Source organism: Streptomyces sp. NBC_00306 (assembly GCF_036169555.1).
Classification (GTDB): domain Bacteria; phylum Actinomycetota; class Actinomycetes; order Streptomycetales; family Streptomycetaceae; genus Streptomyces; species Streptomyces achmelvichensis.
Window position 1 is genome coordinate 7,787,452 of sequence record NZ_CP108032.1, and the last position, 24,031, is coordinate 7,811,482.

21 protein-coding genes are annotated in these 24,031 nt (G+C 69.4%); 6 read left to right on the forward strand and 15 right to left on the reverse strand.

Features of this window, described 5'->3' with window-relative positions; all coding sequences use genetic code 11:
* Window positions 1–140 precede the first annotated feature (140 nt).
* The 6 genes from OHA05_RS34795 to OHA05_RS34820 all read right to left on the reverse strand — a co-directional run bounded on the left by OHA05_RS34795 (window position 141) and on the right by OHA05_RS34820 (window position 5,934).
* Complete coding sequence (locus tag OHA05_RS34795; RefSeq protein ID WP_328862784.1) at window positions 141–1,217, reverse strand: mechanosensitive ion channel family protein; 1,077 nt, start codon at window positions 1,215–1,217, stop codon at window positions 141–143.
* A gap of 470 nt (window positions 1,218–1,687) precedes the next feature.
* Window positions 1,688–2,335 (reverse strand): histidine phosphatase family protein, encoded by a 648-nt coding sequence (locus tag OHA05_RS34800; protein WP_328862785.1) that lies wholly within the window; start codon window positions 2,333–2,335, stop codon window positions 1,688–1,690.
* A 57-nt stretch (window positions 2,336–2,392) separates the two neighbouring features.
* Window positions 2,393–2,554, reverse strand: a complete 162-nt coding sequence (locus tag OHA05_RS34805; protein ID WP_328862786.1) for a hypothetical protein — start codon at window positions 2,552–2,554, stop codon at window positions 2,393–2,395.
* A gap of 175 nt (window positions 2,555–2,729) precedes the next feature.
* Window positions 2,730–3,833: a sensor histidine kinase gene (locus tag OHA05_RS34810; RefSeq protein WP_328862787.1), complete on the reverse strand. Its 1,104-nt coding sequence runs from the start codon at window positions 3,831–3,833 to the stop codon at window positions 2,730–2,732.
* Window positions 3,830–4,495, reverse strand: a complete 666-nt coding sequence (locus OHA05_RS34815) for a response regulator transcription factor (RefSeq protein ID WP_313942237.1) — start codon at window positions 4,493–4,495, stop codon at window positions 3,830–3,832. The genes OHA05_RS34810 and OHA05_RS34815 overlap by 4 nt, the downstream gene beginning before the upstream one ends.
* A 227-nt stretch (window positions 4,496–4,722) precedes the next feature.
* Entirely contained in the window at window positions 4,723–5,934 is a 1,212-nt protein-coding gene (locus OHA05_RS34820) for a DUF418 domain-containing protein (protein ID WP_328862788.1), read from the reverse strand.
* Window positions 5,935–6,505: 571 nt separating this feature from the next.
* Here OHA05_RS34820 and OHA05_RS34825 point away from each other — a divergent pair.
* Window positions 6,506–9,622 (forward strand): Pls/PosA family non-ribosomal peptide synthetase, encoded by a 3,117-nt coding sequence (locus tag OHA05_RS34825; RefSeq protein ID WP_443043859.1) that lies wholly within the window; start codon window positions 6,506–6,508, stop codon window positions 9,620–9,622.
* Between the two features lie 212 nt (window positions 9,623–9,834).
* Entirely contained in the window at window positions 9,835–10,623 is a 789-nt protein-coding gene (locus OHA05_RS34830) for a hypothetical protein (RefSeq protein ID WP_328862789.1), read from the forward strand.
* An 82-nt stretch (window positions 10,624–10,705) separates the two neighbouring features.
* Here the strand turns inward: OHA05_RS34830 and OHA05_RS34835 are convergent, their stop codons facing one another.
* The 3 genes from OHA05_RS34835 to OHA05_RS34845 form a co-directional block, all read right to left on the reverse strand.
* Window positions 10,706–11,359 (reverse strand): class I SAM-dependent methyltransferase, encoded by a 654-nt coding sequence (locus OHA05_RS34835; protein WP_328862790.1) that lies wholly within the window; start codon window positions 11,357–11,359, stop codon window positions 10,706–10,708.
* A 105-nt stretch (window positions 11,360–11,464) separates the two neighbouring features.
* On the reverse strand, window positions 11,465–11,827 hold the full coding sequence (locus tag OHA05_RS34840) for a hypothetical protein (protein WP_328862791.1): 363 nt from the start codon (window positions 11,825–11,827) through the stop codon (window positions 11,465–11,467).
* 81 nt (window positions 11,828–11,908) lie between these two features.
* A complete protein-coding gene (locus tag OHA05_RS34845; protein WP_313942231.1) occupies window positions 11,909–12,550 on the reverse strand; it encodes a TetR/AcrR family transcriptional regulator in 642 nt (213 codons plus the stop codon).
* Between the two features lie 67 nt (window positions 12,551–12,617).
* Between OHA05_RS34845 and OHA05_RS34850 the strand changes: the two genes are divergently transcribed.
* Window positions 12,618–14,249 carry an FAD-binding oxidoreductase gene (locus tag OHA05_RS34850; protein WP_328862792.1) on the forward strand — a complete coding sequence of 544 codons (1,632 nt, stop codon included), beginning with the start codon at window positions 12,618–12,620 and terminating at the stop codon, window positions 14,247–14,249.
* A gap of 123 nt (window positions 14,250–14,372) precedes the next feature.
* On the opposite strand, the gene OHA05_RS34855 is transcribed toward OHA05_RS34850, so the two are convergent.
* Entirely contained in the window at window positions 14,373–15,269 is an 897-nt protein-coding gene (locus tag OHA05_RS34855; protein WP_313942229.1) for an RNA polymerase sigma-70 factor, read from the reverse strand.
* A 261-nt stretch (window positions 15,270–15,530) separates the two neighbouring features.
* The gene (locus OHA05_RS34860) at window positions 15,531–16,718 is read right to left on the reverse strand and encodes an NAD(P)/FAD-dependent oxidoreductase (RefSeq protein ID WP_328862793.1); all 1,188 of its coding nucleotides are present in this window, start codon (window positions 16,716–16,718) and stop codon (window positions 15,531–15,533) included.
* Window positions 16,719–16,987: 269 nt separating this feature from the next.
* Here OHA05_RS34860 and OHA05_RS34865 point away from each other — a divergent pair, with 269 nt between their 5' ends.
* Together OHA05_RS34865 and OHA05_RS34870 are read left to right on the forward strand one after the other, a co-directional pair.
* Window positions 16,988–17,614, forward strand: coding sequence for an NADPH-dependent F420 reductase (locus OHA05_RS34865; protein WP_313942227.1), 627 nt, complete (start codon window positions 16,988–16,990; stop codon window positions 17,612–17,614).
* A gap of 230 nt (window positions 17,615–17,844) precedes the next feature.
* Entirely contained in the window at window positions 17,845–18,423 is a 579-nt protein-coding gene (locus OHA05_RS34870) for a hypothetical protein (protein ID WP_313942226.1), read from the forward strand.
* A 149-nt stretch (window positions 18,424–18,572) separates the two neighbouring features.
* Here the strand turns inward: OHA05_RS34870 and OHA05_RS34875 are convergent, their stop codons facing one another.
* Both OHA05_RS34875 and OHA05_RS34880 read right to left on the reverse strand, forming a co-directional pair.
* Window positions 18,573–19,073, reverse strand: a complete 501-nt coding sequence (locus OHA05_RS34875; RefSeq protein ID WP_313942225.1) for a DinB family protein — start codon at window positions 19,071–19,073, stop codon at window positions 18,573–18,575.
* Window positions 19,074–19,109: 36 nt separating this feature from the next.
* Window positions 19,110–19,736, reverse strand: coding sequence for a class I SAM-dependent methyltransferase (locus OHA05_RS34880; protein ID WP_313942224.1), 627 nt, complete (start codon window positions 19,734–19,736; stop codon window positions 19,110–19,112).
* 85 nt (window positions 19,737–19,821) lie between these two features.
* On the opposite strand from OHA05_RS34880, the gene OHA05_RS34885 reads away from it, so the two are divergent.
* Window positions 19,822–20,427: a helix-turn-helix domain-containing protein gene (locus tag OHA05_RS34885; protein ID WP_313942223.1), complete on the forward strand. Its 606-nt coding sequence runs from the start codon at window positions 19,822–19,824 to the stop codon at window positions 20,425–20,427.
* 123 nt (window positions 20,428–20,550) lie between these two features.
* On the opposite strand, the gene OHA05_RS34890 is transcribed toward OHA05_RS34885, so the two are convergent.
* Window positions 20,551–21,900, reverse strand: a complete 1,350-nt coding sequence (locus tag OHA05_RS34890) for a DUF1996 domain-containing protein (protein ID WP_328862794.1) — start codon at window positions 21,898–21,900, stop codon at window positions 20,551–20,553.
* Window positions 21,901–22,378: 478 nt separating this feature from the next.
* Window positions 22,379–23,146 carry a GNAT family N-acetyltransferase gene (locus tag OHA05_RS34895; RefSeq protein ID WP_328862795.1) on the reverse strand — a complete coding sequence of 256 codons (768 nt, stop codon included), beginning with the start codon at window positions 23,144–23,146 and terminating at the stop codon, window positions 22,379–22,381.
* Window positions 23,147–24,031 lie beyond the last annotated feature (885 nt).

Sequence of the window (24,031 nt, forward strand, 5' to 3'; positions counted from 1 at the left end):
CGGGCGAAGGCCGCCCGGCAGGGAGACGCGGACGGGGCCGGCGCCCCCCTGACAGGGACGCCGGCCCCTGGTTCACGGCAGCGGCCGACTCACTCAAGGCCCGCAGTGTCCCGTGAGGCTCACGCCCCTGCGGGACACGGCTACGGGATCATCGGCAGCGTCACGTCCCGTTGCGGAGGGATGGCCACGCCGTTCTGCTGAAGCGTGACGGCCCGCGCCGGAGAGGGAATGCGGATGCCCTCCAGACGGAACCGCTTGTGCAGCTGCTTGATGAACTCGTGCTTGATTCTGTACTGATCGCTGAACTCTCCGACGCCGAGGATCACGGTGAAACCGATCCGCGAGTCCCCGAAGGTGTGGAAGCGGACAGCGGGTTCGTGGTCGGGGACCGCGCCCTCGACCTCCTTCATGACCTCGCTGACGACCTCGCACGTGACGCGCTCCACGTGGTCCAGGTCGCTGTCGTAGGCGACGCCGGCCTGCACCAGCAGGGTCATCTCCTGTTCCGGGCGGCTGTAGTTGGTCATGTTCGTGCTCGACAGCTGGGCGTTCGGGATGATGACGAGGTTGTTGGAGAGGTTGCGTACGACGGTGTTGCGCCAGTTGATGTCGACGACGTACCCCTCCTCCCCGCTGGTGAGGCGGATGTAGTCGCCGGGCTGGATCGTCTTCGAGGCGAGGATGTGGATGCCGGCGAAGAGGTTGGCGAGGGTGTCCTGAAGAGCCAGCGCGACCGCGAGGCCGCCGACGCCGAGGGCGGTGAGCAGCGGGGCTATGGAGATGCCCAGCGTCTGGAGGACGACCAGGCAGCCGATGGCCAGGACGACGACGCGGGTGATGTTGACGAAGATCGTGGCCGATCCGGCCACACCGGACCGTGACTGCGTGACGGCTTGCACCAGGCCGGTGATCACGCGCGCCGCCGTGATGGTGGCGGCGAGGATGAGGAGCCCCGACAGGACCTGGTTGACGGTGTGGTTGACCCGGTCGGTCAGCGGCAGGGCCGCCGCGGCGGCCGTGACCCCGCCGGTGAGCGCGGCGACCGGCACCAGCGCCCGCAACGCGTTGACGAGGACGTCGTCTCCGCTCCAGCGCGTACGGGTCGCGTGCTTGCCCAGCCAGCGCAGGAGAAGTCGCAGCAGGAGACCTGCCGCGAGACCGACAGCCACCCAGATTCCCGCGACGATCCAGTCGTGCGGCGTGAGATCGCGGTTCACCGGCTGCCTCCCACCGCATCAGGAAGGGATCGTACGTCCGGTATGCAATGTGTCGTCAACGTGTTGCCGCCTGCTGCCTCGGTTCCGGAATCTGCAAAGCCGCCGGTGACGAGACGCCCGTCGACCGTCGGTCCGCTCATCTTCCTGCATCTGCGGGGGTCTTCGCGTCACAGTCGAGGGGGTCCACCGACTTGTTGCGCAACTCACCGGCCGATGAGGGCCTGGGTGATCTGACGGGTGGTCTGCTCGGTGCACCGGGGGTTGGCGGCGGCGTACGCCATGCAGGCGTGCACCGCGGCGGCGTACGCCATGCAGGTGTGCACACCGTGGCCGGAGCCCCTGCCCGCAACTGCGTGTCAACCAGGGGCCGGACCAGGCCTGCATCCATCAAGGGGCGGATGTGCGAGGTTTCTTCGGCCGTCAAGAGCGGCTCCTGCGGCCGGCCCGTCGGCACGACATGCTGTCGACGGTCACGATCGCAGAGACACGAGGCTCTCGTCACGGTCGATTCGGTCAGCGGGCGAACGCTCCACATCCGACGGCCAGCGCTGTACGGGGGCGATGTAGCCGAGCCGGGTACTCCAGCTCCAGCGGTCGCCGCGCGAGGTGAGGGAGAGCACGGACGACGGCACGTCGAGGTGCCAGAACGCTCGTGCCGGTGCGGCCATGGCATGGACGAGCGAGGCCCGGATGATCGCCGGTTCGGTGACGGCCAGTACGTGCCCGGCATCGGAGGGGACACTGCTCAGCCAGTGCGCGGTCCGCCGACAGAGCTCGCGTACCGACTCGCCTCCGTGGGGTGTGGCGTCGGGATCCGTGAGCCAGGCGGAGAGCCCGAAGGGGTCGTCGGCCACGACGTCGCCGACCGTGCTGCCGTACCACTTGCCGTAGTCGAGGTCGCGCAACCCCGGTTCCGGCGTGGTGTCCAGCCCGAGGCTGTACGCGGTCAGCGCGCAGCGGGTCGAAGGCGCCCGGACGGCCAGCGAGTGGGGAGGCAGTGCTGCTATCGCCGCGGCTGCCGCACGCACGGCGCGCTTGCTTCGTGGACCGTCTCCGAGGCGGGTGTCCGTGAGGGGGGCCGGAGCGGTCGCACACAGGAATGTCAGTGTGACGGTCATGGCATTGACCTCCTTCTGCCGGCCGAGATGACAGGGGCCCGGTCCGGTTCCCGCGAGTCAGGTGATCAGGCGGGCGGGTTCGGTGGCGGCGTGCAGCAGGTACTCGAGTGAGCCCCACCGGAAAGGTGTCGCCGAGCGGTCGAGGCGGATCGGCCGTCCTGCCGACGACGCACGGAAACGGGTGTCGTCCGCCGGGGCGGACGCTACGACCGAAGCCACGGTGTGCGTCATAAGCCAAGCGTCGGCGAAACCGCCCGGGGCAACCATCCGGCAGATGTCCGGAACTGCCCCCGCCGACCGGCTGGCGACCGTGCCGCCCGAGACACCGTCGTACGGTGCCCGACCAGCGGTTTCCCGGCGACGGACGTGCCCCCGGAGCAGAGGAGCGGACCCATCACGCTCTGCCGTCGGTCGGCAGTTCCAGGTGAAGTTCGTATCCGCCGTCCGCCGTCGGGCCGGAGGTGACGGTGCCGCCGAGGAGCGCGGCACGCTGATGCAGGCCGACCAGGCCGTACCGCGCGCTGGGCAGGCTGAGTGTGGGCCTGGTCGGAGCGCTGTTGGTGACGGTGACCCGCACGGTGCCGTCCTGGTGGCGGACGCTCACCGTCGCAGCGGCGCCCGGCGCGTGCTTGCGTACATTGGTCAGTGCCTCCTGGACGGTGCGGTAGATGGCGCGCTGGACGGCCGGCGAGAGGCCGTTGGGCAGGTCCGTCCGCAGCTCGGCCTCGATGCCGCTGCCGTCGATCAGCTGCTGGAGGTCGGCCAGGGAGGGCTGCGGGGTCAACTCCGTGGGACGCCCCCCGGAGGCGCGCAGGACGTCGACCATGTGCCGCAGCTCCTCGAGGGTCTGCACGCTCAGCCCCCGGATCGTGGCCGCGGCGTCCTTGACCTCGGCGTCCTGGCTGCCGACCTGGAGTGCCCCGGCCCGTACCGCGATCAGGCTGACCTGGTGGGAGACCACGTCATGCATCTCCCGGGCGAGCTGCGCGCGCTCCTTGGCCAGCACGGACTGGTCGGTCAGCATCCGCTCGTGGTCACGCGCCTCGGAGATCTCGTTGAGCCGCAGCGACAGGTCCCTCCGAGCCTGGACGAGCTGGCCGAGGAAGCAGGCCGCGGCCGCCGTCGCCGATGTGTAGCCCAGTGTGATCAGGGTCGACGTGTCCGTCAGGTCGATCTCCGGCGACGGCCACGACGACATGTCACAGATCGCGTATGCCACGCCGCAGAAGCCCAGCACGATGCGGTTGCGGGACAGCGAGGCGAGCGAGTACAGCGCCACCAGCCCGGCGAAGATCGCGGCGGACAGCAGGATGGCCGGCAGGGTGAGCAGGAAGGTGAGCAGAGGCAGGCGGCGGCGCAGCAGAAGGGAGAAGGCGGCTCCCACGGCGAAGGCCAGACGCAGCGGCTCGTCGGCGTCGAGGTGGGCCCAGACATCGAGGAGCGCGACGGCGACGAGGGCGGCGTCGACGACGACGGGGGGAGCGTGTCGGCCGTTCATTCCCGCTCCTGGTCCCGAGGCTGCTTGAGGAGGCCCGCCCTCTCGGCGAGCAGGGCGGCCTGTACGCGGCTCGCCACCTCGAGCTTGGTGAGGATGGCACTCACATGGTCCTTGACCGTGCCGGTGCTCAGGTGGACCCGTGTGGCGATGTCGTTGTTCGACAGCCCCTCGGCGACGAGGACGAGGACATCGCGCTCGCGATCGGTCAGCCGTGCCACGCTGCCGGCGGCCGCTTCCTGGGATCCGGCATCCAGATAGGTGTCGACGACCATCCGGGTGACCTTGGACGACAGGACTTTGTCGCCGCCCGCGAGGTCGCGCACCAGGAACGGAAGTTCTTCGGGGTCGGTGTCCTTGAGCAGGAAACCGGCAGCGCCCGAGCGCAGTGCCGTGGCCACGTATTCATCCATGTCGAATGTCGTGAGCATGGCCACGACGGGAGGCTCGGGCAGCCGGCGGAGGGCGGCCAGGACCGTGAGTCCGTCCACGTCGGGCATACGGATGTCCAGCAGCACGATGTCGGGACGTTGCTCCTTCACCGCTTCGACCGCCTGGCCGCCGGGAACGGCGGCGACGACCGTGATGTCGTCCGCCGCGTCGAGGATGCGCTGGAAGCCCGTACGGATCAGGGCCTCGTCGTCCACCACCATTACCCGGATCACGTGTGCTCCATTCGCCACCGGACCACTGTCCGATTCGTACCATGCCGAGAGGCGCTTCGCGGGTGCCGGAGGCCGAATGCGGCCGCGTGGCGGGGGACGCCAGCCGGTCGGCGGGGTGCCTCCGGCGCTCTGCCGTGGCGCGGCGCGACCGCTCCCTCGGCCCGGTGGCCACGGCGCCCACTCAGACCGGCAGGCTCCGGCCGTCAGGACGGATCCCCCGCTGTCCGTCACTTGATCCGGCGGGCCGGAGCGGTGGCGGCACGCAGGAGGTACTCCAGTGGTCCACGACGGAAGTAGCGGGTCCACAGAAGGGCGAACAGCATGGCCGCCACAGTGAAAGCGAGGAACACCGGCAGTGGGGCCCAGCCGTCCAGATCCTCCAGGTTGTCGGCGCCCAGGAAATGGATCGCCACGATATGGGCGACGTAGGCGGTCAAGGAGATCGACCCCACCGCGGCGAGCGGAGCCAGCAGCCGAGGGTGGTCCTTGGTGAGCTGAACCGTCAGGCAGCAGACGGCCAGGACGGCGAGCGCGACACCGGTGTTGCCCACGATGGACCAGGTGGTCTGGCTGTGCGGGACGGCCACCAGCAGCCAGGCCGGATACCCGGACGCGAACTCCTCACCGACGGCGTCCGACCACCACGCGGAAGCGGGAGGCCCACCGCCCGCAGCGGCGCTGACCGCTGCCCGAGCTCCGGGAACCATGTGCAGAGCGAGCCATGATCCCCCGTAGCCGATCACGGCGAGGGCCGCGCCCGTGCAGGCCAGCTTGACGAGGGTGTCACGGCGAGAGAGGTCCAGCTTGGCCAGTGCCATGCCGGCGACGATGAAGGAGAACCAGGTCAGCGCCGGATACTCACCGGTCACGAACAGTTCGAGAAGCCCGTCGGAGTCGGTGATCCGGGCCAGCGGATCCAGGTCGATCAGGGTGTCCGCCCAATTTCCGCCGTCGACAGCCGCCCTCAGCAGGTACAGCACCTGAGGCAGGACGAGAGCGGTCGATGCCGCGATGATCGCCAGCGTCCTCGCCGTCAGCCGGTACAGCGGGAGCGCGAGGACGAACAGCAGCCCGTAGAAGGCCAGGATGACGTCGACATCGGTGTCGAGCAGGACCAGCGCGTAGCCCAGGACGATCAGAACGGCGGCGCGGATCAGAACACGGCCTGCCGCCTGGCGTCCGCTCCGCCCTGTGCGCGGCTGCGGACGGCCCATGAGCAGGATCAGGGTGAAGCCGGCCAGGAGGGCGAACAGCGCCGCCGACCGACCGCGCGCCACCTCCATGAGCCAGCCCATCGGGCCGCCGACCGATGGCTCGGGGCCGATGTGTGCGGCGAACATCCCGAAGATCGCCAGGGCGCGCGCGACATCGAGACCGATCATCCTCCCCGTTGACGGGGTGTGGCCGGGTGCGTCGTCCACGACTGTCGCGGAAGGCATGCCCGGAGCGGAGACGCGTCTCATTGGGCACCAATCTCCGGGAAATTGTTGATTTCAACCATCCGGCAGGTGACCGGAGTACCCCCGCCGACCGGCGGGGGTACCCCTGGTCCGGCGGCCGATGTCGTGCGAGTCGGCAGACCGGGGTTGTCCGCGCCGCCCTACGCCACGATTTCGCAGCCGCATTCGTTTGCCCTGCCGGATCCCGAAGTCCTGTGCCGGATCTGTCCCATCGGGCCGACCCGATGGGTTGAGGAGTGTTTACACTGGGGAATTGCCTTGATTACCACATCTGTTACCAGCCCCGATATGCGCGGTCCGGTGGGACCGAAGGACATCTCGACGTGAACCGCACCGACTGCAGGTGAACGACCATGTACTCGCAGTTCGACGAATCGACGACTGATCATGTCCTCGTGGCAGGCGGATTGTTTGTCCCGGCTCCGGGCCGAGCTCGAATCCGCCGGACGCACGCTGCCCGGGCTGAGGCTTTCCTTGTGCCCCGGAAGGAACTGTTGTGAAGGGCAACAGCACTGAGGTGGATGCTGCCGCATCCGATTCCCCGGCCCTGGTGGACACTTCTGCCGATCGCCATGAACAGCGCAGCACCGAGGCACAGTTGGCCGAGATTCTCGCCGGAGTTCTGCACACTGACCAGGTGTCGGTGGACGGTGACTTCTTCGCCGATCTGGGTGCGGATTCGTTGGTGATGGCGCAGTTCTGTGCCCGCGTGCGTAAGCGTGATGACCTTCCGACGGTTTCGATGAAGGACGTCTACCGCAACCCCACGATCCACCGGCTGGCCACCGAATTCCCCGGCGTGTCCACCGAGCCGACCGCGGTGGACTCCCGCGGTGTCACTGATGCGCCGTCACGGGTGGTGGAGGCGCAGTTGGCCGATGTGCTGGCCGGAGTTCTGCACACTGACGAGGTGTCGGTGGACGGTGATTTCTTCGCCGATCTGGGTGCGGATTCGTTGGTGATGGCGCAGTTCTGTGCCCGCGTGCGTAAGCGTGATGATCTTCCGACGGTTTCGATGAAGGACATCTACCGCAACCCCACGATCCACCGGCTGGCCACAGAATTCCCCGGCGTGTCCACCGAGCCGACCGCGGTGGACTCCCGCGGTGTCACTGATGCGCCGTCACGGGTGGTGGAGGCGCAGTTGGCCGAGATTCTCGCCGGAGTTCTGCACACTGATCAGGTGTCGGTGGACGGTGATTTCTTCGCCGATCTGGGTGCGGATTCGTTGGTGATGGCGCAGTTCTGTGCCCGCGTGCGTAAGCGTGATGACCTTCCGACGGTTTCGATGAAGGACATCTACCGCAACCCCACGGTCAAAAGCCTGGCCGCCAATCTGGTGGTGCCGCAGAGTGAACCAGCCCCGCCCGACGCCGCGCCGCAAGCCGGGGGAGTGAAGACTGCCGAGCCCTCCCCGACCGGCACCGATGAGCCGGCCGCTGTGGTGACGCCGCGAGCCGGTACGGGGCAGTACATCCTCTGCGGGACGCTGCAACTTCTCTTCTTCCTCGGTGTGTCCTTCCTCGCCGCCCTCTTCGCCGTGCGCGGCTACGAGTGGATCCAGGACGGCTCCGGGGCTCTCGACCTCTACCTGCGATCGACGCTGTTCGTGACCGCGGCCTTCGTGGGCGCCTGTGCCCTCTCCGTGGTCGCCAAGTGGCTGCTCATCGGCCGCTTTCTGCCCCGCCGGATTCCGGTGTGGACCCTTGGGTATCTGCGTTTCTGGTGTGTGAAAACACTGATCCGCTCCAGCCCGATGCGCCTGTTCGTCGGTACACCCCTGTATGTGCTGTACCTCAGGGCACTGGGCGCCAAGATCGGCCGCGACGTCGCGATCTTCTCCCGCAACGTGCCGGTGTGCACCGACATGCTCACGGTCGAGGAAGGCACCGTCATCCGGAAGGACGTGTTCTTCTCCGGCTACCGGGCGCACGACGGGGTGATCGAGACGGGTCCCGTCACGCTCGGACGGAACGCGACGGTGAGCGAGCAGACCGTTCTCGACATCGACACCGTGATGGGTGACAGCGCCCAACTGGGCCATGTCTCCTCGCTCCACAGCGGCCAGAGCGTCCCCGCGGGGGAGGCGTGGCACGGTTCCCCGGCCGAACCGACCACCACCGACTTCCGGGCCGTCGAGCCCACCCCGTGCGGCGGAGTGCGGAAAACCCTCTACACCGCTGCCCAACTCGTGTTGCTGCTGGGCGTCTATCTGCCGCTGGCGCTCGGCGGTCTGAGCCTCGTCTTCTCCGCACTGCCGCAGCTGGATGCGCTGCTGAACCCCGAACCGGCGTTCACGAGCCCCGGGTTCTACATCGATGCCCTGCTGGCCTCCCTGGTGGCCTTCTTCGGCGGCCTGCTGGCGGGCCTCGTGGCCGTGAACGCGGTGCCGCGGACGCTCCGCCCGGTGATCAAGCCGGGCAAGATCTACCCCCTGTACGGCTTCCACCACGGTCTCCAACGAGCCCTCACGCGGCTGACCAACATCAGGTTCTTCGTCCTGCTCTTCGGCGACAGCTCCGCCATCGTCCACTACCTGCGCTGTCTGGGATACGACCTGTGCAGGGTCGAGCAGACCGGCTCGAACTTCGGCTCCCTGGTCAAGCACGACAGTCCCTATTTGAGCCAGGTCGGCAGCGGGACGATGGTGGCCGATGGCTTGTCGGTCATCAACGCCGACTTCTCCAGCACGTCTTTCCGCTTCTCCCCGACCTCGATCGGAGCGGGCAGCTTCCTCGGCAACAACATCGCCTATCCCTCACGCGGCCGCGCCGGCGACAACTGCCTGCTCGCGACGAAGGTCATGGTGCCCATCGACGGGCCGGTGCGTGAGGGCGTGGGGCTGCTGGGCTCCCCCAGCTTCGAGATCCCGCGCACGGTGATGCGCGACAACCGGTTCAACGATCTGGAGACCGGCGACGAACTGCGCCGCCGCCTGCCGGCCAAGAACAGGCACAACGCGCTCACCGCCACGCTGTACTTGCTGATGCGCTGGTTCCACTTCTACGTCGTCGCCCTCATCGCGATGGCCGCCGTCGACCTGTATCACGTCCACGGTGTGGCGCCGATCGCCGTGGCCGGCCTGTTCACCCTGGTGTTCACCGTCCTCTTCTACGCCCTGGTGGAACGGACCATCACCCGCGTGCGGCCGCTGAAACCGCTGTACTGCTCGATCTACGACCTGTCCTTCTGGCGCCACGAACGCTTCTGGAAACTGACGACGCACCGGTACATGCAGCTCTTCAACGGCACCCCGTTCAAGAACGTCGTCTGGCGGCTGCTGGGCGTCCGGATCGGCCGCCAAGTCTTCGACGACGGCTGCTCGCTGATCGAACGAGCCCTCGTCACCATCGGAGACCGCTGCACCCTCAACGCCGGAACCGTGATCCAGTGCCACTCCCAGGAGGACGGGGCCTTCAAGTCGGACCAGGCGACACTCGGCGCCGGTGTGACCCTCGGGGTCGGTGCATTCGTCCACTACGGCACCACCGTGGGGGACAGGGCGTTCCTGGCGGCCGATTCCTTCCTGATGAAGGGTGAGGAAGTGCCTCCTGACGAGAGGTGGGGTGGCAACCCGGCCCGGGAGGGAGTCGCGGTCATGGCCGGGCAGCCCGGGGGCGGAAGGGCATCGGTGTCACGGACGGCGGGGCAGGCGCCGTCCGTCTGAACCGGCTCCGAGATCGTGGTGCATCGCCGCGCGGAGGCTGCACATGCGGCGCGGAGAGTAGCGGTCTCTGTGGATCAGCCGTTGCGAGATGCTCATTTATGTCCCCATATGGTTAATGCGTCGTCACCGAAAGTCACTGATGTCGGGTGCGTCGCTTGGGTCGGGCACCCCGCACACGCAAGGTGCCCTTCGGCTACGTGGAAGGACTGAGTGTGAGCACTCGCTTTGGCATGACTCGGGGGAAGGCGCTCGTCATCGCGGCAGTGGCCGCGATCGTCGCCTCGACACTCTCCGCATCGCTGTCGACCGCCGCAGACGGAAACGACGGAAACGAACCGCGCCCGGACCACTGGGGCGTGATCGCCCGCAACACCATCGGCTCTCCCGTCGCCGATCTGCGGAACGGCCCGTACGGCTCGTTCGGTGTGACGGGCACCGCCGCCAGGCCGCCCTATGGCCGGGGCAGCCTCGGCATCGAGGTGGCGGACGCATCCACCTCGCTGAGCCCCTCCAGCGAGAAGGTCGACTTCGGCAATGAGGTCGACTTCTTCGGCGACCCGGTGCAAGGATTGCGGAGGGTCGGGTTCCACGTCTTCCAGACCGGGGAGAATATTTCGTACGGCGGCACCGAGAACCTGCCGAACATCCGGTTCGAGATCGATCCGAACCTGACCGCGCTCCCGACCGACAACTACTCCACGCTCGTGTGGGTGCCGGACGCCTCGCCCGTGACGAACGGCTGGAGTCCCTTCCTCGATGCCACCTCGACCGGCTACTGGTACCTCACCGGCAACGAGACGGCCTGCAACCCTGCTGCCGAATGCACGTTGGAGGAGCTGAAGACCTCGCTCAACGACGGTGGCCAGGGAGCGACCATCCACACGGCCGCGGTGGGTAAGGGTCGCGACAACATGTGGGTCGGGGCCGTTGACGGGCTGCGCATCAATCAGACCGTCTATGACTTCGAGACCAGCGGCGTCAAGGAGCGCCGGGCCGGCTGACGCGACCGGCCGTGCCCTGGAGCGACCGACCGGACGACGATCGGGGCGATCCAGGGCACGGGTGCCTTGCCTTCCGTGAGCGTCAACTCCTGGCGATCAGGGCGTAGCGTTCGTCGGTGACCGGACCGCCCCACAGGTCGGCCTTGCCGCTGAGGTCTTCGACGCGCAGGTGGGTGACGAAGGGGCTGACAGCGGCGGTGAGGTCGTCGGCGCTGATGCCGCGATGCCACGGCAGGGTTTCGGCGCCGGCCACGTACGGAACTCCGCTTTGTCCGGCTTCTCGCCAGCGTCCCTCGATCAGGACGAGAGTGCCGCCGGGCCGGAGCCGGGCAACCCAATTGCGCAGCGCGACCAGCGGGTCGGGCAGGGTCCACACCAGATGCCGGGAGAGCACGACGTCGAAGGCCTCGTCGCCGGTGGGCGGAGCGGCGGCATCGCCCACCAGGAAGCGCCCCTCCAGGTCTGCGGCGACGAGCTTGGCCCGGGCCTGTTCGGCCATGCGCGGTGCGAGGTCCACGCCGGTGACCCGGTGTCCGGCTTCGGCCAGCAGCAGCGACAGCGACCCGGTGCCGCAGCCCACGTCCAGTACGTCCGCCGGGTCGGCCGGCAGCCAGGAGACAAGGCACCTCGACCACGCCTCGCGGGTCTCGTCCTGGCGCAGGCCGTGGTCCGGCTCGTCGTCGAAGGCGGGGGCGGCAGCATCCCAGTAGGCCCTGATGGCAGCAGAGTTGGTCATGGGGCCGACCCTTTCATCCGGCACTGACAAGGAGTCATGCCCGATGTCCGGTGGGTGCCGGCGGCTGCCTACCGCCGGCTTCCGGTTCGTGCTCGGGGCGGCTCTTTATCGCCTGGCGCCGCGGGTGCGCAGGGCGAGCGCGCCGGCCATGGCCACGGCGCCCACACCGACCGCGGTGAGCGTGCCGGGCGACGCGAACGGGCGGTACGAGCCGGCGGCCATCAGGGACCATCGCGTCTGGACGGACAGCGCGCTCCCGACGCTCTGCAGAGACCCGAACGACAGCACCGACATGCCGGACCCGATGGAGCCGACGGACAGCGAAGAGCCGATGGACCCGATGGAGAGCGCGCTGCCCACCGAACCGATGGACAGCACGGAGCCCACGGAGCCGATCGACAGGAAGGAGTCCTTCGACCACAAGGAGAGGGTGGAACCGCGGACTGCACGGGACGGGAATCGCGTCATACGGTCATTGTGTCGTGAGACGGCGAGGCTCGCGCTGCAATGCGCACACGTGGCCGAAGAACTGCCGGAGCGGTGGTGTCGTCACGATCGCTCGGGGTTCGAACGGTCCTGTGGGAACAGGGCCGTCAGGATGCGCTGGAATCGCGAGGTCATCTCGTCGGCGGTCTGCTCGGGATGGTGCCGCCACCATCCGACCGCAGAGCTCACCGTCCCGTACCAGAGGTGCGTGACGAGGTCGGCATCGAGCGGCTCGGTCACCTGTGAGGCGCTGAGCACCTCGGCCACGCCGACCGCTCCCATCCGGTTGAACTCGCGCCGGTACTCGGTCGCCCTCGCATGGAGGTCGCTGTTGGCGGCCACGGTGGTGTCGTAGACGAGTTCCCAGTCGTGCAGGCGGGATTGGAGCGCCCGGAAGACGGCCTCCATGGTGCGCGCGGCCCGCGCGATGTCCGGAGACCCGTCCTGCGCCGATTCGATCGCCGCGGCGAGGCGGGAGCCCGCGCGGTCCAGGCAGGCCAGATAGAGCCCGTCCTTGGACCCGAAGTACTCGTAGATCATGGGCTTGGTGATCCCTGCCCGCGTCGCGATGTCCGCGGTCGACCCGCGCACGTAGCCCTTGGTGCCGAACTCCTCCGCCGCCGCGTCCAGGATCAGTTGTTCCCGGTCCCTGCGGGGCATGCCCTTGGTTCCCACACCGCGCGTGGCCTTGTCCTGCTTGCTCATGGAGGCATCCTATGCCAATCTGATCGCTCGGTAACTTACCCATCATTAAGATCGGTGGTGTCGGGCGATGCAGGGCAGGACGCGTTCGTGGTGGGGATGGGGCAATGTCGAGGACGCGGTGGTCGGCCCGGAGCGGGACGCCCTGACCCGGAGGGTCTCGGATCTGCTGCCGGGAGCGGACCTGACGGCACACGCGGCGCCGCCGATCGAGTCGTTCGGCGTGGGCGCGAGCAGGGTCCGGGCGCCGCGGACTCTGGCGCCGATCGTCTCCGAGGGTGTACGCGACCGGCTGGCGCACAGCCACGGTCAGGCTTTCCGCGACGTGGCCCGGGCGCTGCTGGGGAAGCTGCCGCACGTGCCGGACCTCGTCGTACGCCCCACGTCGGAGGCCGAGGTCGTCCAGGTGCTCGACTGGTGCAGCGACGCCGGTATCGCGGTCGTCCCCTTCGGTGGCGGTTCCTCGGTCGTCGGCGGCGTCGAGCCGCGTGTCGGCGGCGACTACGCAGGGGCGATCAGCCTGGACCTCACCGCGATGAACCGCGTCCTCGAAGTCGACCGGATCAGCCGGGCCGCACTCGTCCAGGCCGGGGCTCTCGGCCCGGAGCTCGAGGACCAACTGCGGCCCTACGGCTACACGCTTCGGTTCTTCCCCCAGTCCTTCGAGTTCTCCACCCTCGGCGGCTGGCTGGCCACCCGCGCCGGGGGCCATTTCGCGACGGTCCTGACCCACATCGACGACCTCACCGAGTCCCTCCGGGTCGTCACCCCCGCAGGTGTCGTCGAGTCCCGTCGGCTTCCTGCTTCGGGTGCGGGCCCTTCGCCCGACCGGATGTTCCTCGGCTCCGAGGGATCGCTCGGCGTCATCACCCAGGCATGGGTCCGCCTCCAGGACCGCCCCCGGTGGCGGGCAGGCGCATCGGTGGCCTTCAGGGACTACGACGCGGGCGTGAACGCCGTGCGCGCTCTCTCCCAGTCGGGCCTGCATCCATCCAACTGCCGCCTCCTGGACCCCGTGGAGGCGTTCATCAACGCCGGCTCCCCGACGGCCGTCCTGGTGCTCGGCTTCGAATCCGCGGATCACCCCGTCACCGCCTGGATGGAACGCGCCGTGGAACTCTGCCGCGATCACGGCGGCACCCTTCCCGAGCCGGCGCGCTACACCGACACCGCCGACCGGTCCGCGCACAGCGGAGCCGCCGACACCTGGCGGTCCTCGTTCGTACGGATGCCCTATCAGCGGGACGCGCTCGCGGCTCAGGGCATGATCGTGGAGACCTTCGAGACCGCGTGCACCTGGGACCGGTTCGACAGCCTCCGCGCAGCCGTCGACGACGCGGCCCAGGACGCCATGCGCAAGGTCGGCGCCACCGGTGTGGTGACATGCCGGTTCACGCACGTCTACCCGGACGGCCCCGCACCGTACTTCGGGATCTACGCCACCGGTGACTGGGGCAGGACCGTGGAGCAGTGGGACGAGATCAAGGCGGCCGTCTCCGAGGCACTGCTCGCCACCGGTGGCACCATCACGCATCACCACGCGGTGGGCCGCGACCACCGGCCGTGGTACGACCGGCAACGTCCCGACCTGTTCGCCGCGGCTCTGCGGGCCGGCAAGGCGACGCTCGATCCGGCGGGCATTCTCAACCCGGGCGCTGTGATCGATCCTCTGCGCCGGCGGCAGGACCTGCCGCCGGCGTGAGAGGAGCCGCAGGGCTCGGCGACAGCGCCGGCGTGTTTGTTGCGTGCCCCCGGGCCTCGGGGACGACCATGCGTCATCCGTGTCGTCGGTGTCATCGGCGTCGTCCGCGGCGCCGGGGCACGGTCACCGTGAGGCGAGGGGGGTTTCGGACTCGACGCGGCTGAGCTTCTCCGGGTTACGGACGTAGTAGAGGCCGGTGACGCGAGCGTTCTCCACGCGGAACGCCAGTACGCCGTCGACCTCGCCGTCCAGGCGCAGGATGAGTCCCGGGTTGCCGTTGACCGTCGTGGACTCACCGGTGAGGACGCCGCCCGCCTTGTCGACACTGCCTGCCATGTACCGGAGCACCTTGTCGGGGCCGACGACCGGCCGCAGGGCCGCCAGCCTGAGGCCGCCGCCGTCGCTGACGAAAACAACGTCCGGCGCGAGTACATCGAGCAGACCCTGCAGATCCCCGGTCACGAGCGCGGACCGGAACGATTCCAACGCCGCCCGGGCTTCTTCCGGCGAAGCCGGTGTCCGCGGCCGGCGCGCGTCGACGTGCCGGCGGGCACGGTGGGCGATCTGGCGTGCGGCGGCGGCGCTCTTGTCGATCGCGGCCGCGATGTCCTCGTAGCCGAAGTCGAAGACTTCGCGCAGGACGAAGACCGCGCGTTCGGTCGGTGAGAGGGTCTCGAGGATGTACATGAGCGCCAGCGACAGGTTCTCGGACAGTTCCACGTCCTCGGCCACGTCCGGCGCGGTGAGCAGGGGCTCGGGCAGCCAGGGGCCGACGTACGCCTCCCTGCGCCGCTTGACGGTGCGCAGCCGGTTGAGTGCCTGCCGGGTCGTGATCCTGACCAGGTAGGCGCGCTGGTCCCGCACCTGCGACTGGTCGACCTCGACCCACCGCAGCCAGGCCTCCTGGAGGACGTCCTCGGCGTCCGCCGCCGATCCGAGCATCTCGTAGGCGACGGTGAACAGCAGGTCGCGGTGGGCGACGAAGGCTTCCGTCGCGGGGTCGGCGGTGTGGTCGTTCATGTCGTGCGCTTCACTCTCTGGGAGTCGGCCCCATATGCCGGAACAGGCCGTGAGAGAACGGCCGGCCCGAAGGCGGGGTCGTCGGCGGCATTCTCCCCACTGATCAGGCTACGTGGGGTGGGTGGACCGGTGCGCGGCGCGCCTCGGCGCGGCCGGGCCGTACGTGGCCACGGCGTCGCGTGTTGCCTCGCCGGCTCGGTCCTTCCGGGGCCGGTCCGGTCGGACCGGCCCAGAGAGGCGACGTGGTGGCCGGGCCGCCCGTCAGGGGCTGGACGGCGTTGTGCGGTGTTCCGGCCGAGGCGTGTCCAGGCGGTCGTTGCCATCGCTCCGGGATGCGCGGGACGTGGCCTTGCGCGCCCCGGAGACCAACTTGTTGAGGGTGAACCGACAAGCGATCTCCTTGACGCCGGCACCGGGCCGCCCGCTGATGTGGAGCGCGTTCACCCTGTCGTTCGGATAGGAGAACTGGGTGACGCCCTCGTGTCGGCCGAGACTGAGGCACTGCCCCGCGAAGAACATCCGCACCGGAGCGGGCGTTCTCCCCTCGATCCGGCGCAGGATCGTCGCGGCCGCTGCCGGGCCCAGCTGCACGGCGGCCTGGCAGCTCATCCGGAACGGCCGGTCCGTCATTCCCGCCGCATCCCCGGTAGCGATGATGCGCGCGTCGTCCACGCTGGTCAGCGTCGCGTCGGTGACCAGACGGCCTTGGGCGTCGGTGCGCAGCCCGCTGCGAGAGGCCAGGTCCGGGACGCGGAAACCCGCGGTCCAGATCGTCACCGCGCTGGGCAGCTCGCGGCCGTCGTGGAGCTGTACACCGTCGCGGGTCACTTCCCTCACCCGCGCACGGGGACCTTCGAGGACGGTCACACCCAGCCTGGCGAGCCGCCGGGCGACCGGGCGGCGGACCCGGGCATGCAGGGAGGGGCCGAGCACGTCGCCGCAGACCAGGGTGACCCTGCGGCCCACTTCCGCCAGCTCGGCAGCGGTCTCCAGGCCGGTCGGGCCGGACCCGACCACGGTCACCGGATCCGACGCCGCCGTCGCTGCCAGAGCCGACCGCAGCAGGTCCGCCCCTTCGATGTCCGACACCCGATGGGCGAACTCCGCCGCTCCGGGCACGCCGGGATCGAAGGCGCCGCTGCCCACCGCGTAGACGAGGTAGTCGTACGGGAGCGTGCTGCCCCCCGCCAGTGACACCGTGCGCTCGGCAGCGTCGATCCGGGTCGCGGTGTCGACCACCACCCGGACGTTCCCGCCCAGGACCTCACCGAAGCCCACGACCGCGTCGTCGGAGCCCGCCACGCGCTGGTGCAGGCGGATCCGCTCGACGAAGTCGGGGCGCGCATTGACCAGCGTCACCGACACACCATTGTGCCGGGACAGGCTGTTGGCCGCTGTCACGCCTCCGTACCCGCCGCCGACCACGACCACCTCGACGTTCCCGTTCATCGTCTCTCCCTATGTCATGTGGATTCGGCATGGAGACACCAGCCGCGTATCCGGTGTGACAACCCTTGGATGAGACGTGGCACACACGGCACGGGGCGCAAGCGCCGCCCCTTCGGCTTCGGCCGCGAGTGGCGAGCCGGAAAGCGGAGCACATCCGTGTGCGGCAAGATCCGAACGGCAGGGCCCGGACTGGGCCTAGGCCTTTGGTGCCGGTTGACCTGGGCCTCCGGCCCGATCTGCCGCGCGCCGACAACCGTTAGCGTCCCACCATGCGCTTTGGACTACTTGGCACCGGCAATGTCGCTCGAGCACTGGCCCACGGCTGGAAGGCCGCCGGACACGACGTGCTCCTCGGTTCACGTCAGCCCGAGGAGCGGACCGGCCTCGGGCTCCCCGTAGCGGGCCTCGACGAGACAGCAGCCCACGCGGAGGTACTCGTCAACGCCACCCCGGGGACCGTCTCCGTGGAACTGCTGCACTCCATCGGGGCGCCGGCGCTGGCCGGCACCCTGCTGATCGATGTCGGGGTCGGCCTCTCCGACGACTTCACCGAGCTCTCGCACCCCAACAGCAGCCTGGCAGAACAGATCCAGCACGCCTTCCCGCTGACACCCGTGGTGAAGACGCTGTGCACCATGGACTCCACCGTCATGACCGAACCGGGCGCACTGGACGGCCCGAGCACCGTCTTCCTCTCCGGTGACGACGCCGAAGCCAAACGGACCACCGGCCGGCTGCTCACCGACCTCGGATGGCCCCCCTCGTCCCAGCTGGACATCGGCGGCATCACCACCGCACGGGGACAGGAGCACTTCGCCCTGCTCTTCATGGGCATCGCGGGCGGTCTGGGTTCTCACACGTTCAACGTCAACGTGGTCACCCGCCCTCGTGCGTAGAGGGGGCATGAACTATCCGACCCGGGCCCGGGCGTCGTCCCCCCGGTCGTCCGAACCGTTGCGTGGCCGCAAGCGGCCGGACGCCCGAACGGCCGTCAGCAGAAACGTCATCCGTACATCCGTACAGGGGAGTGGCCTGCCCGGTTTCGCGTGCGACGGCGAGTCGCCGGAGAGAAACTGGGCAACAGGCCGCCGGGTGATGGTCGCCGGCCGGACAGAGGGAGAGTGTGATGGGGTGGATCACTGAGGAGTTCGGGGATTCCCACGAGGGCATTACCGGGGCGGTCCTCACGGACGGCCATGAACCCAAGCCCGTCTACCTGGACTTCGGCAGCGGCAGCGGTTCCGTGCACGAGACCAGCGAGTGGTGGGCCTACAACGGGGAGCTGAACCGGCCGAGGGCGGCAGCCGTCCGAGCGGCGTGCGCGTGCGGCTGGCGCGGCCCCGACTACCCCATCGCCTGGGACGAGTTGCCGGACGGCGGCCTGAACGACGTGGACACGTCGGGTCCGTACCGGGACTGGAGCGGGCACATCGCCACCGTCGACCGCCGTACGGTGCCGCTGCCCGCCGAGGTGGCCGAGGCGATCGAGCGGCTGGACGAACAGCTGACCACTCTCGCCGAACAGGCACCGGTGGCCGCGCTGAGGGCGGCCGCGGCGCTGGAACGCATCACCGCCGCGGTCGGTCTGGAGGCCGCCCACGCGGTCCAGGCCGACGAGCTGTCCTTCGACACGATCGCCACCGCGCTGGGCATCAGCCCGAAAGCCGCTCGCTCCCGCCTGACCCGGTACCTCCTCACGCATTAGATACCGGAGTCGGCGGCCATGGCCCACCGGCTGCTCGCGAAGCGGGAAGGGAAGGTGCTGGAGTTCAGCGCCCTCGTGGGCCGGGGTTGACCCCGGGCGCGGCGGCCACCGTGCCCGGGCGGGCCCGCGGGAGCCCTGAAGCGGCGGAGTCAGCGGCCCGTCGCTCCGTCGATCAGTTCGCGCAGGATGTCCGCGTGGCCGGCGTGGCGGCCGGTCTCCTCGATCATGTGGGTGAGTGCCCAGCGGACGCTGGGGGCGGGGCTGTTCGGCTGAGGGCGGGGGACCGGTGCGCCGAGTTCGGTGCACCCGTCGAGGACGTCGTTCGCCCGCTCGACCGTCGCCCGGTAGCGGGCGACGACATCGGCCACGCTGTCGGCCGGCGCGGCCTGGAACGTCCCCGGCCAGTCGGTGACTTGGTCCCCGAGAAACGTCGCCCGCTCGACGAACGTGAGGTGATGGAGCAGGCCGAGCAGGTTCGTGCCCGACGGCACACCGGCTGTACGGACCTGTGGCTCCGGTGCGCCGTCGACCTTCGCGGCGATCGAGGCCCGCAGGTAGTCGAGGAAGCCACGCAGGGTGTCGAACTCGCTGCTGCCGGTGCGAGGCGGAGGGCTGTCGCCGCGTCGGTTGCGGCGGGAGGCGGTCGGCATGACGGTCACCTTTGCATGGGTTGGGGGGTGTGTCGGTCAGGCGGTGCGGCGGATGAGCAGGACGTGGTCGATGACCTCGGCCGTCTGCCCACCCGGCCCGGACGCGATCCGGCGCGGTGTGTCAGCCCGCTCGATCGTCCACGTCGCCGGGTCCAGGTCCATACCCGCGGCGACCTCCTGCGGGGTCGGGTACCGGACGTCGGCATCCTGGTTCCACGACCACGGCGCGGCCGAGCCGTGATCGACGACCAGCAGGTGCCCGCCCACGCGCAGCGCGTGCGCGGCCGTGCGCAGGACGGTCGCCCTGTCCAGCGCGAAGGGGGTTTGCAGGTAGTGCGCGCAGATCAGGTCGTACGCACCCTGGGGGAACGAGTCCTGGAGATCGCGCCGCTCGGCGACGATCCGATCGCCCAGACCGCGTGAGCGTGCAAGGCCCGCGAGGCGCTCGACCGCCACGGCCGCGATGTCGACGGCGGTGATGTGCCACCCGTGGCGGGCGAGCCACAGTGCGTCGCCCCCGTCGCCGCATCCGAGGTCCAGCGCGTCGCCGGGCAGGCGGCCCGTGACCGTCTCGGTGAGACGGGCGTTCGGCCGCGGGTCGGTGGCTGCCGGCCGGCCCGCGTAGACGTCTTCCCAGAAGGTGACCGCATCGGTGGTACTCATCAAGGCTCCTTGTGTCGGATGCCCTCAGTCTTGGCCGGTGCCCGTGACCTGGCACGAAATCTTGCGGTTCCGGCAAGATGGTCTTGTGGACCCTGGAACGGAAGACGTACTCGATGCCGTGGGACCGCGGCTGCGTGCGCTGCGGCGCGACCGAGGTATCACCCTCGCCGACCTCGCTGCGACGACCGGGGTGTCGGAGAGCACCCTGTCCCGGCTGGAGAGCGGGCAGCGGCGGGCGACACTGGAGTTGCTGCTGCCGCTGGCCCGTACCTACGACGTTCCGCTGGACGACCTCGTCGGTGCGCCGCGCACAGGCGATCCGCGGATCCACCTGAAGCCGATCGAGCGGTTCGGGATGATCTTCGTGCCGCTGTCCAGGCGGCCGGGCGGAGTACACGCCTTCAAGATGATCATCCCTGCGCGGCCGGCACCCCTCGAACCGACCCTCCAGACGCACGAAGGTTTCGAGTGGCTGTATGTGCTCAACGGCCGCCTGCGGCTGGTCCTCGGCGAGCGCGACCTGACGTTGCCGCCCGGTGAGGCGGCCGAGTTCGACACGTCCATGCCGCACTGGCTCGGCAGCGCCGACGGCGGCGTGGTCGAGCTTCTCATCCTCTTCGGCCTGCAAGGCGTACGAGCGCATGTACGGCCCGGCGTCCATCCGTCGGCTCACGGCGGGAGCCGGAAGTGAGCTCAGCGAGATGGCCGCCGACGCCATCTCGGTCCGAAGAACAGGATCTGTGCGATGCCGGAGGAGCGGAGCGCGCGCCACGACCGCCGGCGGTCGTGACGCGCGGGATGCCCGACGGGCTGATCAGCCGCAGCGGCGGCCGGTGTTGATGCAGGCCACGGCCTTCCGCATCAATGGATCGGACATGGCGTTGATGAAGTCACCGTGGTCGGTGATCGGCTTGTGGAACGACTCGGGGAAGCTGTCGACAGCGAAGCGGGTGCTGCCGGCGAGACCGTTGTAGGTGACGCGCTGCACGAGCTGGGGGATCGCGCGGAAGCCCGTGGGGCAGTTGCCCCGGGCGTCGGCGAAGGCGACATGGGACCGGTGGTTGGCGCTGTCGGTGTTCGCACCGTCCCAGCAGCTCTGGAACTTCGAGATCCGTACGACCTTGCTGCCCTGCGGGCAGATCGGGTACTTGTCCTTCAGCTCGACCCGTGACTCGAATCCGGTGCAGCTCCAGCGGGCGTTGGCATTGGCTCCGCCGTTGGCGTTGGCCTTGGCGTCTCCGGTGATGATGCGCAGGAACCGGGGCATGGACGCGACCTTGGTGCGGGGGCTTCCGACGAACTGGAGGCTGACGGATGCCGGTGTCAGGATCTCTCCGACGTTGCCCTCGGATCCACCGCCGGGCTGGTCGGCGTCGGACGGCTCGACGCCGTCGCGGTCCCGCAGGACGGGCCAGTAGTACGTCGACCGGTCTCCGTTGGTGCAGGTGGTCCGGGCAGCAGCCAGGGACTCGTTCGTCGTGAAGGCGTCGACCCCGAGTGCACCCACGTAGTCATGGGTATGGTGAGCGCCGTTGCCGACGCCCGGTGCCACGATGACGTTGTCCGAGTTGAACTGCCCCTTCTCGTTCACCCCGCACCGCGATACGAAGCTTCCTGTCGAGGCGTTGCGGCCCTTGCCGATCCGCTGGACGTTCGGCGCGAAGCTCGTGATGTCGACGAAGTCCTCCGCAGAGGGGCCGTTGTCGCCCTGTTGCGCACTGCCGTCCGTGTTCCCGCCGCCCGCTGTGACACGGTTCGCGTCCCCACCGCCGGCCGTGCAGAGGGCCAGGCTCTGGAGCCCTCGGGGACGTTCGGCGCCGGCCCGCTCGATGGCGATCTCGATACGCTCCAGGGCAGCCGCGCGTTCCGTTCCCAGGGGCTGGAGGACGATGCGGATCCTCTCGTCGTCGCCGCCCCTGGTCCCGGACATCTTCGCGTTGGCGCGCTCGGTCTGCTGCTTCAACAGGTGCAGTTCGCGCTCCACTTCGCCGCGTGCCGGGCCGGGAATCCGGGGCAGTCGTTCGGCAACGGAGGGGCAGGCGACGGCCTCCGGCTGCCTGGTTGCTGTCCCGGCGTTGGCGATGGCGTTGACCGCCACCAGTCCTCCGCCGCCCAGTAGCAGTCCGGCGACCGCCAACAGGGCGTTGCGTCGGCTGCGTTTCACTTTGTGTCGCTGATGCATGAGGGTCCTCACCTCTCGGGCGGAGCAGTAGCGCCGCGCGTTCTCGGCCGTCCCCAGGGCGCCCTGACCTGTGTCCGCGACGGGCTCCCGACCGCGGCTCACACTGGCAGAGCAGACGCCCCATCAACACCGCTGACCAACTGACGTCACAGAGTGGTAAGGACCTGAGCGGCTCGAAGGGGGATGGGGTGGACCGACCCGTGCGCCCGACGCCCCACCGCCGGCACTCGGGACTGTCGGCGTGGGCTCGATGCGCGTGGGGAGGGCCACCGCCGCGTGCGAAACCCACACGGCAACGCCTGCGTGACTCCTTCTCCACGCCGTACTTCGACACCGGCTGCGTGGCGGCCGAGGTCGCGCGGCGACCGTCGCTGAGCGTGCGGGCCGTGACCTACCGGCTGGCCACCAGCCGGCGGAGCGTGAGGGCGGCAGGGGCCCGCCCTCACGCGTGCGTCTGCCGCTACGGCTGCTGTTCCGCGGGCAGCGAGAGGTAGAGGCGGGTGCCTTGCGGCCGGAAGCCGACGCGCTCGTAGACACGGCGGGAGCCGTCGCCGGCGTACTCCAGCCAGACCGATCCGGCCCCTTGCGCGAACATCGCCCCGGCCAGCGCGGCGGTCACCGCGGATGCGATGCCGCGGCCGCGGTATCCGGGCCGGGTGCCGACGCCGGCCAGTTCGGCGGTGTCCTCGGCCGGCGGGGAACAGGATGCTCCGCCGAGGCAGCCGTCCTGCGGTGTGCGGACGAAGCGGACCGCGCCGCCGGTCTGCTGAATGCGCCGCAGTCGGTCCGCACCCTGCGGGGAGGGGGCGAAGACGTTTCCGAATGCCTCGGCGAGCGCGGCATCGAGCTCGCTGTACTCCTCATCGGTGGTCGGGGTCTCCACGCGCGGGGAGCCGGCGGAGCGAGGGGTCGCCAGGGTGCGCGGTGTGCAGAGGAGGTACTCGTGCACCGCCTCGGTGCCGAAGCCCGCCGCCCGCAGGGCCGGTGCCACGTGGGGCGCGGCTTGCGGTGCGAACTCCAGCCGGGGCAGCAGGCCGCGCTCCCGGAAGGCTTTGATCAGCGCCGCGACGTCACGCTCGCTCGGCTCGATGCCGGGCAGCGGAGTTGCGTAGTTGAGGTACGGACTGTCGGTGTCGGGGTCGAAGCCCGCAACGAAACCTCCGGTCTCGACGACCACGGGGCGACGGCGGAGGTTGGCTACGGCAAAGCTCTGGACCTGGTTGTCCATGGTGGGTGTTGACCTCACGATGTCTCAAGTGGAGCCCCGGCGTACTCGGATGAGTACGAGGGGCAGGGAGAGGGGCGGTGCGCGGGCACCGCATCGTGGGGTCGCCGCGGAGTGGGCGTGGCAGGCTGCGGCTGCTGGAGAGCAGACGTTCAGCGCCGACGGCGGCCGCTGGTGGACGCCGCAATCATGGGCTTCGTTCCTCACCGTGAGTGTGTCTGCGAAGTCGCAGAGCGCAGGTCACTGTTCCAGGACTGAGGAGAGGGGACAAGTGATTTTCCGCAGCCGGTCGTGGCGGCCGATCGCCGGCCGTCGAGGTGCCCCGGCGCCACAGGGCCTCCTTCGTTCGGGTTGGCATCTCTGGCGGGTCTGCCTACGGGGGCGTCCGCACGGAAGGGGGAGCAGCAGGCCAAAGCTGCCGAAGGGTGGCTCACGCGCATCGTGGCGAGTCTGCGTCCGGTTGTGGACCTGCCGTCACGGCCGAGATCAGCCAGGCGGCCTGTACGGCAGCTGTACCGGTCCCCACGGACACGCCTCGACCTCACCCCGAACGGCGGCACGTCGGTCACCTTTACAGTGAAGGACTGGCCCGAGACGGGCGATCCCGAATCCTGGCGCAGGACGGCCCCTCGTTCGATGGCAGCGGGATCTGGAAGCTGTTGAACGCGCCGGGTGAGGATGCTGAGGTAGGGCTCGCCTTCGACGGCCTCCACACCAGTGCCAGCGGTGCGACGGTCACCGAGGTTCTTATCGGGAAGGCCAACGGACGCTCCGTGCTCTTCGCGCGGCGCGGAGACCCGGTTGTGTGCCGGGTCTGCAAGCCGACCCGGTAGCCATCGACCGCGTTCACGAAGCCGTGCCCGGCGGGTCAGCGGGCCCCAGGGCAGG

Excerpts from the sequence above, each read along its gene's own strand:
- OHA05_RS34800 (WP_328862785.1), bottom strand. The coding sequence starts at position 2,335 with ATGACCGTCACACTGACATTCCTGTGTGCGACCGCTCCGGCCCCCCTC.
- OHA05_RS34810 (WP_328862787.1), bottom strand. The coding sequence starts at position 3,833 with ATGAACGGCCGACACGCTCCCCCCGTCGTCGTCGACGCCGCCCTCGTC.
- OHA05_RS34820 (WP_328862788.1), bottom strand. The coding sequence starts at position 5,934 with ATGCCTTCCGCGACAGTCGTGGACGACGCACCCGGCCACACCCCGTCA.
- OHA05_RS34835 (WP_328862790.1), bottom strand. The coding sequence starts at position 11,359 with ATGACCAACTCTGCTGCCATCAGGGCCTACTGGGATGCTGCCGCCCCC.
- OHA05_RS34840 (WP_328862791.1), bottom strand. The coding sequence starts at position 11,827 with ATGACGCGATTCCCGTCCCGTGCAGTCCGCGGTTCCACCCTCTCCTTG.
- OHA05_RS34845 (WP_313942231.1), bottom strand. The coding sequence starts at position 12,550 with ATGAGCAAGCAGGACAAGGCCACGCGCGGTGTGGGAACCAAGGGCATG.
- OHA05_RS34850 (WP_328862792.1), top strand. The coding sequence starts at position 12,618 with ATGCAGGGCAGGACGCGTTCGTGGTGGGGATGGGGCAATGTCGAGGAC.
- OHA05_RS34855 (WP_313942229.1), bottom strand. The coding sequence starts at position 15,269 with ATGAACGACCACACCGCCGACCCCGCGACGGAAGCCTTCGTCGCCCAC.
- OHA05_RS34860 (WP_328862793.1), bottom strand. The coding sequence starts at position 16,718 with ATGAACGGGAACGTCGAGGTGGTCGTGGTCGGCGGCGGGTACGGAGGC.
- OHA05_RS34865 (WP_313942227.1), top strand. The coding sequence starts at position 16,988 with ATGCGCTTTGGACTACTTGGCACCGGCAATGTCGCTCGAGCACTGGCC.
- OHA05_RS34870 (WP_313942226.1), top strand. The coding sequence starts at position 17,845 with ATGGGGTGGATCACTGAGGAGTTCGGGGATTCCCACGAGGGCATTACC.
- OHA05_RS34875 (WP_313942225.1), bottom strand. The coding sequence starts at position 19,073 with ATGCCGACCGCCTCCCGCCGCAACCGACGCGGCGACAGCCCTCCGCCT.
- OHA05_RS34880 (WP_313942224.1), bottom strand. The coding sequence starts at position 19,736 with ATGAGTACCACCGATGCGGTCACCTTCTGGGAAGACGTCTACGCGGGC.
- OHA05_RS34895 (WP_328862795.1), bottom strand. The coding sequence starts at position 23,146 with ATGGACAACCAGGTCCAGAGCTTTGCCGTAGCCAACCTCCGCCGTCGC.